At 34.7% G+C, this 11,822-nt stretch carries 10 protein-coding genes; 8 read left to right on the top strand and 2 right to left on the bottom strand.

Annotated features, from left to right (window positions below; genetic code table 11):
• Window positions 1-522: 522 nt before the first annotated feature.
• Entirely contained in the window at window positions 523-2,649 is a 2,127-nt protein-coding gene (locus E0I26_RS09300) for a M3 family metallopeptidase (RefSeq protein WP_131916215.1), read from the bottom strand.
• 219 nt (window positions 2,650-2,868) lie between these two features.
• Here E0I26_RS09300 and trmD point away from each other — a divergent pair, with 219 nt between their 5' ends.
• The 6 genes from trmD to E0I26_RS09270 all read left to right on the top strand — a co-directional run bounded on the left by trmD (window position 2,869) and on the right by E0I26_RS09270 (window position 8,699).
• A complete protein-coding gene (gene trmD, locus E0I26_RS09295; RefSeq protein ID WP_074723946.1) occupies window positions 2,869-3,546 on the top strand; it encodes a tRNA (guanosine(37)-N1)-methyltransferase TrmD in 678 nt (225 codons plus the stop codon).
• A gap of 26 nt (window positions 3,547-3,572) precedes the next feature.
• Window positions 3,573-4,397, top strand: a complete 825-nt coding sequence (locus tag E0I26_RS09290; protein ID WP_131916214.1) for an AraC family transcriptional regulator — start codon at window positions 3,573-3,575, stop codon at window positions 4,395-4,397.
• A 107-nt stretch (window positions 4,398-4,504) separates the two neighbouring features.
• The gene (locus E0I26_RS09285) at window positions 4,505-5,626 is read left to right on the top strand and encodes an agmatine deiminase family protein (RefSeq protein WP_131916213.1); all 1,122 of its coding nucleotides are present in this window, start codon (window positions 4,505-4,507) and stop codon (window positions 5,624-5,626) included.
• Between the two features lie 231 nt (window positions 5,627-5,857).
• Window positions 5,858-6,208, top strand: a complete 351-nt coding sequence (gene rplS / locus E0I26_RS09280) for a 50S ribosomal protein L19 (protein ID WP_131916212.1) — start codon at window positions 5,858-5,860, stop codon at window positions 6,206-6,208.
• Window positions 6,209-6,508: 300 nt separating this feature from the next.
• On the top strand, window positions 6,509-7,732 hold the full coding sequence (locus tag E0I26_RS09275; protein WP_131916211.1) for an isocitrate dehydrogenase (NADP(+)): 1,224 nt from the start codon (window positions 6,509-6,511) through the stop codon (window positions 7,730-7,732).
• Window positions 7,733-8,036: 304 nt separating this feature from the next.
• Complete coding sequence (locus E0I26_RS09270) at window positions 8,037-8,699, top strand: thiamine diphosphokinase (protein ID WP_131916210.1); 663 nt, start codon at window positions 8,037-8,039, stop codon at window positions 8,697-8,699.
• Between the two features lie 3 nt (window positions 8,700-8,702).
• Here E0I26_RS09270 and E0I26_RS09265 read toward each other — a convergent pair whose 3' ends face one another.
• Window positions 8,703-9,569, bottom strand: a complete 867-nt coding sequence (locus E0I26_RS09265) for an alpha/beta fold hydrolase (RefSeq protein WP_131916209.1) — start codon at window positions 9,567-9,569, stop codon at window positions 8,703-8,705.
• Between the two features lie 158 nt (window positions 9,570-9,727).
• On the opposite strand from E0I26_RS09265, the gene rlmF reads away from it, so the two are divergent.
• Entirely contained in the window at window positions 9,728-10,702 is a 975-nt protein-coding gene (gene rlmF, locus E0I26_RS09260; protein ID WP_131916208.1) for a 23S rRNA (adenine(1618)-N(6))-methyltransferase RlmF, read from the top strand.
• A gap of 461 nt (window positions 10,703-11,163) precedes the next feature.
• Entirely contained in the window at window positions 11,164-11,775 is a 612-nt protein-coding gene (locus E0I26_RS09255) for an RNA polymerase sigma factor (RefSeq protein ID WP_131916207.1), read from the top strand.
• Window positions 11,776-11,822 lie beyond the last annotated feature (47 nt).

Genomic DNA, 11,822 nt, shown 5'->3' with positions numbered 1-11,822 from the left:
TTTCTATTTGTCTGTCTGTGTTGTTGGCAAAAAAGGTCTCTTTTGTTTTTTGAGAATTGGCTCGTGTGTCGAAAAAAACCAAATGTGCTATTCGTGTGGTTGGTTTTTTTACAATGAGGCATAACTCGTTTATATGCGCCACTCAGTTGCGCATATACAGCCATTTGGACGTATACACGCGATAAGAGGCTTTTTTGTCGTTGCGCTAATTTACCCAAAAATAGTTCAAAAGCCTTACAAAGAACCATTTATTTTAGAAATACTTTTCGCACTAATTTTAGCTATTCAAAACCTAATAATCCCACTAAACCCTAGCCCAGATAGCAGTGAAAATCCTTTCTAGTCCTAAACTTGTTTCAGGATCCTGAAACAAGTTTAGGACTAGAAAGATTGCAACGTCCCGATAGCCATCGGGAAGCTGGAAAATACTCCTAAACAATCCCGACGTTTCGGGACAGAATAAATCCTAAAAAAAATGACATCCTTACGAATGTCATTTTAATTATTTGCGTCAAAATTTTATTATTTCACTAATAAACCCGCATTTCTCAAATACGGTTCTATTTGCATGTCATGCCCGATAAAATCTTTGAAGGCTTTGTTTAAATCGACACTATTACCCACTGATAAAATGTATTTTCTGAAACGTTCACAATTGGCTCTTGTCATACCACCATTGGCCTGCATCCAGTCGAAAGCATTATAGTCCAATGTTTTTGACCAAGTGTACGCATAATATCCTGCGGAATACCCTCCGCCCCAAATGTGGGCAAAATAAGGCGTGTGGTATCTTGTTGGAACCTCATTTACCAACAATCCGTATTTTTGCAGCGCCTCTTTTTCGAAAACTAAAGTAGGTTTGAAATCGGATTCCTTTTCTACGCTATGCCAAGCCATATCCAGCGTTGCCGCTGCTAAAAGCTCGGTTACAACGTATCCTTTATTGAAGGTATCGGCTTTTTTGATTTTTTCAATTAACTCCTGAGGAATCGCTTGTTTGGTTTGATAATGTATCGCATAATTTTTCAGGACCAAAGGATCCAATGCCGCATGCTCATTGATTTGGGAAGGAAACTCCACATAATCACGTGGAACGGATGTCCCAGAAAGCGTTACATACTGCTGGTTTGCAAACAATCCGTGCAAAGTATGTCCGAACTCATGAAACAGCGTGGTTACATCATCAAAACTAATCAACGATGGATTTCCACCGGCTGGTTTTGAGAAATTATAGACATTGACAATAACTGGTTTTTGCTTTAAATAATGCGACTGATTCACAAAATTACTCATCCAAGCACCACCATTTTTATTGTCTCGAGTGTAAAAATCTAAATAATATATCGCAATTGATTTTCCGTCATTATCATATACTTCATACACTTTTACATCCGGATGATAGACCGGCAAATCATTCCTTTCTTTAAATGTGATGCCATACATTTGTTGTGCTGCGAAAAACACCCCTTTTTCTAAAACAGTAGCAATTTCGAAATACGGTTTTATTTGACTTTCGTCTAAATCATATTTTGCTTTGCGCACTTGCTCTGAATAAAAGTTCCAATCCCAAGGCTCTAATTTAAATCCTCCGTTTTGTGAATCAATCAAATCTTGAATTTCTTTGGCTTCTACTTTTGCTTTTACAACTGCCGGACCTGCAATTTTTGCTAATAAATCCATCGCTGGTGCCGGTGATTGTGCCATTTGATCTTGTAATTTCCATTCGGCAAAACTTTTCTTACCCATTAAATTTGCTTTTTGCAAACGCAATCTTGCCATTCGCTCTAGTACTTCACGAGTATCGCCATCATCATTTTTTTCGGCACGATTCCAAGATGCTTTGAATATCTTTTCTCTTGTGGCTCTGTTGGTAAGACTTTGTAATAATGGTTGCTGAGTGGTGTTTAACAATCCTATTAAATACTTTCCGTCTTGACCTGCTTCAGTAGCTTTTGCCTTTGCAGCGGCAATTTCATCAGCACTTAAACCCGCTAAATCATTTACATTATCAAATAAAACGGCTCCATTTTTTCGGGCTATTAACAGTTTATTATTAAATGAAGTGCTCAAACTTGCGAGCTCTTCATTGATTTTTTTCATTTTATCTTTATCGGCAGCTGACAAATTTGCTCCGGCTAATTCAAATTGTTGCAAATAATATTGTGTCAATTTTTTGTCTTCCCCTTTTAAAGCAGCAATATTCAATGCCTTGAAGCGATTGTACAGCTTACTATTCAGATAGATTTTATCATTGTGAGCTGAAAAAATTGGAGCGTATTCCTCGTCGATCGCTTGCAATGTCGGGTTGGTATTAGACCCCGATAAATTATAAAAAATACCTGTTGCTCTGCCTAAGTCCACGCCACTGGTTTCTAATGCCAATACCGTGTTTTGAAAAGTTGGTTTCGCTGGATTGTTTGCAATCTTTTCAATTTCCTGATCATGAATTTTTAAACCGTATTCAAAAGCAGGTTTAAAATGTTCATCTTTAATTAAATTAAAAGTCGGTGCTTGATACTGCAACGTACTTTTTTGTAAAAGAGGATTCGTCATCTTAACGGATTTATTTTGTGCATAGAGTGTTTCAGTTTGTAGAGAAGCAACTAAAAACAAGGAACTAGCAACGATTATTTTCGAAAAAATTTGCATAATTAAGTGGTTTATTTTTAAGACATAAAAGTAGTTGAAAAAAGTATAGTATGAAATAGTGCCGTTAAGAATTAATTCCTGCTAAAAGCATCATTAGTTAAGCTAAAAGCTAAAATAGTATCCTGAAAAAGTTTAATCGTTGATTTGGTTATTTGAAAACCTCTGCAACTTTGTACCTTTGCTCCCGAATCCTCGGGATTGAAACTTATAAAAGAAATTATGCGCATCGATATTGTTACCGTTCTCCCAGAATTATTGCGAAGTCCGTTTGAGGCCTCAATTATGAAACGTGCTATTGACAAAGGTTTGGTAGAAGTTCATTTTCATAATTTACGGGATTACACTACCAACAGACAGAAAAGTGTAGATGATTATCCGTATGGCGGTGGCGCTGGAATGGTAATGACAGTACAGCCTATTGACGCCTGTATTACACATTTGAAAAGCGAAAGAACCTACGATGAAATCATTTATATGTCGCCGGACGGGGAAACCCTGAACCAGAAAATGGCGAATACTATGTCAATGTACGAAAATATTATTATCCTTTGCGGACATTATAAAGGTGTGGATCAACGCGTACGCGATCATTTTATTACCAAAGAAATATCAATTGGTGATTATGTATTGAGCGGTGGTGAATTAGGAGCTTTGGTATTATCCGATGCATTGATCCGATTGATTCCTGGCGTTTTGAGTGATGAAACCTCAGCATTGACGGATAGTTTTCAGGACGGATTATTGTCAGGACCTATATACACACGCCCGGCTGATTACAACGGCTGGAAAGTTCCGGAGGTTTTGACCAGCGGAAATTTTGCAAAAATCGACAAATGGCGCGAAGATATGGCGTACGAACATACCAAGAACAGACGACCCGATTTGCTTGAAGAGTAGTTTTCAGTGTTGTAAATACCTAATCAATGAGTGATTTCAATAAAAAACGAATTTACAATACTCGAAATTACATTGAGACCCATTATAACCAAATAATCTCAGTTGATTCTCTAGAAACCATCTCTTGTTATTCGTACAGAAACTTACAGCGTATTTTTTATTCTCTTTTTAATGAAACAATTGGCGCATATCAAACGCGTTTGAAAGTTGAAAATGGGTATAAAAAACTTTTGTATTCTAATAAGCAAATTTCTGACATTGCTCTTGAAATAGGTTTTGCCGATGTGCAATCTTTCTCGAAAACATTCAAAAAACATTTTAACTGCTCCCCTTCATTGGCGAGAAACCAAAAAGAACTCTTGTTGAATGAAGGTCATCCTATACAAACTATTACTTGTGTTTTAAAACCTGAAATAATTTTCATTCCCGAAAAAGCTGTTTATTATTCGAGTTGCAAGACCTCATATATCAACCCAGAAATAGAAATTCTTTGGGATGCAATATTAAAAAATGATTTTCCAGATAGTAATACAGAATACTATGGTGTTGTTGCCGATGATATTGTAATCACCGAAAAATCTAAATGCACCTACGATGCTTGTATTGCTACTAGCTCCTTAATCAAAAACTTACCAACTAAATCTATATTTGGAGGCAACTATGCTCGGTTTTTTCATCAAGGAAGTTACGAAACCTTAGAAGAGACCTATCAACAAATATATGGCGGTTGGTTTTTGGATAATGATTTTGAGTGCTCTCATTCCCCCGTTATTGAACATTATTTAAAAAATGAGGCAAATTGCGATAATGAAGCCGACTATCTTACGGCTATTTTTATTCCGCTTTTGTAATTTGTCCATTTTGGACAACTTATTGATTTCAATTTAGAAATACATTTGCCATGTCAAACTACTAGTACTAAACGACATTTAATGTTTTAATTTAATACCAAACTAAGATGAACAAATTATTTTTTATACCCTTACTATTTCCATTATTTACATCTTGTCAAGAAGATACTGAAGCTACTATTCCAGATCAACCAATCAATTCCGAAATTATGTATACTATGCCCGAAGAATCTGCTCCTCATGAAGGAACTTGGTTGCAATGGCCTCATCAATACCAATATGGAATTGACTATAGAAACGACCTAGATGGCACTTGGGTTGCAATGACTCAATCGCTGATAGGAAGTGAGAAAGTCCATATCGTTGCCTACGATGTTACCGAAAAAGAAAGAATCATTTCCTTATTAGAAACCGCAGGAGTTTCTTTATCCAATATCGAATTTAAAATCTACAAAACAGATGATGTTTGGGTTAGAGACAATGGACCTATATATGTAAGAGACAAAAATAATCAATTGGTAATTCAAGATTGGGGATTTAATGGTTGGGGTAAAAAAGCAGCATTTTCAAATTGCAATACCATTCCAACTCAAATTGCAACCGATCAAAAAAATACAGTAATAGATTTAAACTCCGTTATGATCAATGAAGGCGGAGCTATAGAAATAGATGGAAACGGGACATTATTGGCTACCAAAAGTGCTATTTTAAATTCCAATCGTAACCCTGGAATGACCCAAGCACAAGCCGAAGCTATTTTCAAGAAAAACCTTGGCACAACAAACTTTATTTGGTTGGTAGGGAAAGCAGGAAGAGAAATAACAGACATGCATATTGATGGATTTGCACGTTTTGGAAATACGAATACGATTGTTACTATGAATGAAAGCGATTTATTGTATTGGGAAGTACCACAAACAGATATTAACATCTTATACAATTCAAAAGACAAAAACGACAAAAGTTATACTTTTCTAAAACTCCCATTATCTCAAAATGATGTTGTGACAACGTATGGTAAAAAACTAGGATACAAAGGGTCTTATGTAAACTATTATATAGGAAACACTGTTGTTTTAGTTCCCAATTATAATGATTCAAATGATGCCGTCGCCAATAAATTAATTCAGAGTTTGTACCCTACTCGAAAAGTGATTGGTATTGATGTCCGTAATTTGTATGCCAATGGAGGAATGATTCATTGTGTTACTCAACAACAGCCTAGGTAAGAAAATAGATTAAGTTGCAGTACTTAGATAGCAGGTTACTGAGTAGGAACAGGTAAATTATTACAACTATTGCATTTTAAACTCTAAACATCTCAGCATAAGGATACAAATAATTCAAAATTTATAATTTATAATTCAAAATAATTATTTACTTTTGCGCCCACATTAGTTCAACCTCTGGCGAGATCCGTGAATGTTGATTTAATACAAACCATAATTAAAAAAATTATCATGGCAGATTTAATGAAATTCGTTCAAGACGAATTCGTAACAAGAAAAGATTTCCCAGTTTTTGCAGCTGGAGACACTATCACCGTTTACTACGAAATTAGAGAGGGTGAAAAAACTAGAACTCAGTTTTTCAAAGGAGTTGTAATCCAAAGAAGAGGTTCTGCTAACACAGAAACTTTTACAATCCGTAAAATGTCAGGAGCTGTTGGAGTAGAGCGTATCTTCCCGGTAAATCTTCCTGCATTACAAAAAATTGAAATCAATAAGAAAGGTGCTGTACGTAGAGCTAGAATTTTCTACTTCAGAGAACTTACTGGTAAAAAAGCAAAAATTAAAGATAAAAGAAGATAGTTTACTGTCTCTTTACTATAAAAGTCCCAACACTGTTGGGACTTTTTTTTAGTTTAAAACCAAGGTACTCAATGCTATTCTTTAAATCCGACAGGAATTTAACTGATTTCAAGCGCTTCGTATTTGACAATAAATAAGGAATATCTTTTCCATATTCTTAATTTGAATACCCTAAAATAACAATTTAGCAATTCATTTTAAACTACTAAAAACTTAATGAAAACGTATTTTCTTTTACGATAACGTTTTATTACATTTGTAGCTACGTTTAAAAATAAGAATTACATATATCAATACACTATGACAAAAATTAAAGTAGCCAATCCTGTGGTTGAATTGGATGGCGATGAAATGACACGAATTATTTGGTCCTTTATTAAAGAAAAATTAATTCTTCCTTATTTAGATTTAGATATTAAATATTACGATTTAGGAATGGAAAGCAGAGATGCTACCAATGATCAAATCACTATTGACTCTGCAGAAGCGATAAAAAAATACAATGTAGGTATCAAATGTGCTACCATTACTCCTGATGAAGACAGAGTAAAAGAATTTGGTTTAAAAAAAATGTGGAAATCACCAAACGGAACGATTCGTAATATTGTAGGCGGAACTGTTTTCCGTGAGCCAATTATTATGAGTAACGTACCACGTTTGGTTCCGGGTTGGACTAAACCTATTGTTATTGGTCGTCACGCTTTTGGAGACCAATACAAAGCGACAGATACGGTAATCAAAGGAAAAGGAACTTTGACAATGAGTTTTACTAACGAAGCTGGAGAAACTCAGTCTTGGGAAGTTTACGATTTTCAAGGGGACGGAGTTGCAATGGCAATGTACAATACTGACGAAAGTATTTTTGGTTTTGCCCATTCTTCTTTCCAAATGGCTTTGACAAAAAAATGGCCTTTATACCTTTCTACAAAAAATACGATTTTGAAAGCGTATGACGGACGTTTCAAAGATATTTTTGAAGAAGTGTATCAAGAACATTACAAAGCAAAATTTGTTGAAGCAGGTATTATTTACGAACACAGATTGATTGACGACATGGTTGCTTCTGCAATGAAATGGAGCGGTGGTTTTGTTTGGGCTTGTAAAAACTATGATGGTGATGTACAATCAGATACTGTGGCACAAGGATTTGGTTCACTTGGACTAATGACTTCTGTATTAGTAACTCCTGATGGAAAAACGGTAGAAGCGGAAGCGGCTCACGGAACTGTAACACGTCACTTTAGACAACACCAACAAGGAAAAGCAACTTCCACTAACCCAATTGCATCTATTTTTGCATGGACAAGAGGATTGGAACACAGAGGTAAACTTGACGAAAACCAAGCTTTAATTGATTTTTGTCATGCCTTAGAACAGGTTTGTATTGATACTGTTGAAAGCGGAAAAATGACTAAAGATTTAGCAATGTTAGTAAAACCAGAAGGTTTGACTGAAGCTGATTACTTAACTACCGAAAATTTCTTGGCAGCCATAAAAGAAAATTTAGAAGCTAAACTAGCTTAATTTTTTCTAAACTATATTAAAAAGACAACTGGAAACGGTTGTCTTTTTTTTTATCTTAGTAATATATCAACATTTCTCAAACAAGAATCAACTTCGATGTAGTGAAATTTGGAAATAAAAATCTAAGAAATGATTATAAAATAAATTATTACCGCTACAAATGCCTCTATTCAAACCCAATAACGTTTAATTTTCACGCAAACTATTTTGTTTTTCATTACAATCGCAACTGTAAACCATAACCTTTCTTTTTTTACCTTTACATCATAAATCCTAAATCAACATTCTTAAATCTTAAATCCTAATGTCTTCACACCATATCGTTCGCGACGACCAAGAACCTGCTTTAATCATTGCCAACGGCGCTTCCTGTAATCCGGAACTATTGGGTCAATTACTGGAGTGGTCACCGCTTGTCCTTGTATTGGATTCGGCTATGGTTCGTGTCATGGAATTAGACATCAAAGTCGATGTGCTTTTAGGGGATTTTGACAGAGGGTTTGATCCTGAAATTTATAAAACGTCTCAATATCCAATCGAAATCATTCATACGCCGGACCAAAATAAAACCGATTTAGAAAAAGCATTTGATTATTTAATCGAAAGAAAGATTCCTGCTGTAAACGTCGTTTGGGCAACCGGACGAAGAGCCGATCATACGATTACCAATCTTACCAACATCACACGATACAGAAACCTATTGAAAATTGTTATTCTGGACGATCATTCGAAAGTGTTTTTATTGCCTAAGAAATTCGAAAAATGGTACACGGCGAACACTCCTATTTCATTAATTCCCATCGGTCACGTCACCGGAATTCATTCTGATAATTTATATTATCCGTTGAAAGATGATAGTCTGACCATTGGTTACAGAACCGGAAGCAGCAATCATGTAATCAAAGACGGCATCGTGACAATAGAACATGATGAAGGTGATTTATTGATGATGGAATGTCTGGATTAGCATTTATTGAATATTCAACAAAGCATTTCTCACAATTTCATAGTGACTCCAAGGGATAAAATGATTCGCTTTTTCGATCGTTATCGTATCCATTGATTTAGCATTGACAAACTTTTTTTCCATAAAGGCAACATTACTGTACGGCACCAAAGCATCTTTTGTTCCATGAATAATTGTGACATCACAAGTAATCTTTTTCAATTCTGGCTCTAAGTCTACTAAATCCTGTTTCAGCCACCACAACTCATCATTAGAAGGCCGTAATGCTCCGGGAATTAAATACCGCAAAGGCGATACTTTGATAACCGTTCTCCATTTCTCGGGTTTTTCAGCTTTCGGGTCCAATGATCCTGCAAGTATCACCAATCGTTTGTACCAAGATGGATTATCCACTGCTAACTTAGCCACAACTGGTCCGCCAATGGAATGTCCCACCAAAATCAGCGGCTTTGTATTATCGATTTTTTTTATAAACTCAGATATTCTTCGGGACTGTTCCTTTAAATCTTGAGCATCCCCAAAATCACTGTATCCAAAACCCGGTCGGTCGATAGCAATCATACGGTATTTTTTCAGCAATAAAGTATCTTTAAGATATTCTTTGAAGGCATTCCAACTTCCGGGCGAACCGTGTACAAAAAACAAAGTCGGATTTTGAATATTACCCGTTTCTACGTAATGTATTTTATACTCTTCAAAAGCAATTGTTTTATCTTGAAACACTGTCTGGGAATCAGCAAAAAATTTTGTTGTTTCCTTATTCGAAAATCGCATCATCATGCAAGACTGACACATTACAAAATAAAAAACCATAAAACTGTAGGCTATGTATCTCTTTTTGAATTTAAATGTAGCAGGCATAAAAATCATTCTATTTGTATTTTTTATATAAAAGTAACCGTTTTTATGTTTCAAAAAATACGCAACGTTCTGATTTTATGATTTATTTTTCATCTGTTTAATGGGTCAAAGTCGTCTTTATGCTTTTACAAAATAGTAATGCCTATCTTTGCATCGAAATATAGAAAATGAAACCGAAAACGATTACCGAAAAGACTAATTTACATCCCCGAAATCTTGACAGATTTGGATATAATTTTGAGCAATTAATAGAAAAATCTCCTGAATTACAGCATTTTGTTTCTATCAATGAACATAAAATCGAAACTATTGATTTTAGTAATCCTGATGCTGTAAAGTCACTTAACAAAGCATTGTTGTTATCACATTACGACATTCAAAACTGGGATATTCCTAAAAATTATCTTTGTCCGCCCATTCCCGGAAGAGCCGATTACATCCATTATATCGCTGATTTATTAGCTTCAAGCAACAACGGAATTATTCCTGAAGGAGAAACTGTTCAAGGTTTAGATATTGGTGTGGGTGCCAATTGCATTTATCCTATAATTGGTAATTCAGCTTACGGATGGAGTTTTGTTGGAACTGATATCGATTTAAAGGCAATTGAAAATTGCAGCGCTATTATTGAAGATAATCCAAAACTGATTGATGCCATCAGTTTACAACAACAAACAGAATCGCGTTTCATTTTTAAAAATATAATCACTCCCGAAGACAAATTTACGTTCACCATTTGCAACCCTCCTTTTCATGCCTCACAAGATGAAGCTACAAAAAGCACGGTTCGAAAAATCAATAATTTAGAAAACACCAAAACCACAACCCGAGGCGGAGCCGAACGGAGCGAAGCTAAACCCGTTTTAAATTTTGGTGGTCATAATGCTGAATTATGGTGTGAAGGCGGTGAATTAGGTTTCGTTACCCAGATGATTTACGAAAGTGCAAAATATCCGATGCAATGTTTATGGTTTACCACTTTAGTGTCTAAAAAAGAGAATCTTTCCAGTCTTTACAAAACGCTAAACAAGGTAAGTGCTGTCGAAATTAAAACCATTGATATGGCTCAAGGCCAAAAAACAAGCCGAATCGTAGCTTGGACTTTCCTGAGTGAAGCACAACAAAAAGCCTGGAAGTTTTAAAACAAACCTTATTCCGTTTTAGCATTCAATCCCACAAATCATTCTTGACAGTAGGGATAATCACTATATTCCAATACTTTTTCATATTATTTATTTAAAATGAAGTCTTCAAAAAACTTCCATTATTAAATCAATAATTAAACCTCTAAAAATTTATTTTACCGAAAAAAACATACAGCTATTCATAAATAGTTGTATTTCTCTATGTTTTTAAGAAAAAAAATAAAATTTAACTTAAATTTACGTAAGTTTGATAAATAAATCTTTAAATAATCATAAAGATATTCCTTTTCGATTCATTAAACCATTAACTGAAAATCGTAATTATTAAACCAAAAAAATATTAAAATAAGATACTAACACCCCATTTATTATTCTTTTTTATTTTATTTTTTTTGCATTTAATATCAAAATACGTTTATCAAAATTTCGCATAAAACCAATGAACTAATTCAAACTAAATGGTAAAAAAGCAACTACTACATACCGAAATACTTGAGGACTCCACACTTTGGAACAGTCTAAAAGAAGGGAATGAAAATGCTTTTTCAATACTTTTTAAAAGACATTATGCTCATTTAGTGCGTTATGGAAATTCCTTTCTTCCTTTTCCTGAAAAAGTGCAAGACTGTGTTCAAGATGTCTTTACAGATATTTGGATTTACAGAGACAAACTGCATGATAAAGTGGTCGTAAAAGCCTATTTATTAGCATGTGTTCGTAAGCGAATTACCAGATCACAAGAACGAGATCGTATTTTTCGCCTTAGCAGTTCCATAGATACCGTTGAATTTCTATTTGATTTTTCAATTGAACATGACCTTATCTCAGATGAAACGACAGCGTCAAAAGTGTCACATCTCAATCATCTGATTAATGATTTGCCGTCTCGACAAAAAGAGGCTTTATATCTTCGTTACAACCAAGAACTTACCGTAGACCAAATTGCGGATACACTTGACATTAATTATCAATCGGCAAACAATCTTTTACACCGCGCTTTGTTGAGCTTACGCAAAGAGTGGAAAGGAAATATCTTCTTTATTTTAGTACTGTTTTCATTCGCATTTTAGTTTTCTAAAAAATAAATTCAAAAAAATATAGCATTTAATGAGTATCA

It is taken from the genome of Flavobacterium rhamnosiphilum, assembly GCF_004349195.1.
Classification (GTDB): Bacteria; Bacteroidota; Bacteroidia; order Flavobacteriales; family Flavobacteriaceae; genus Flavobacterium; species Flavobacterium rhamnosiphilum.
Note: the sequence above shows the minus strand (reverse complement) of the source record. Positions and strands in the feature narration are given on the sequence as shown.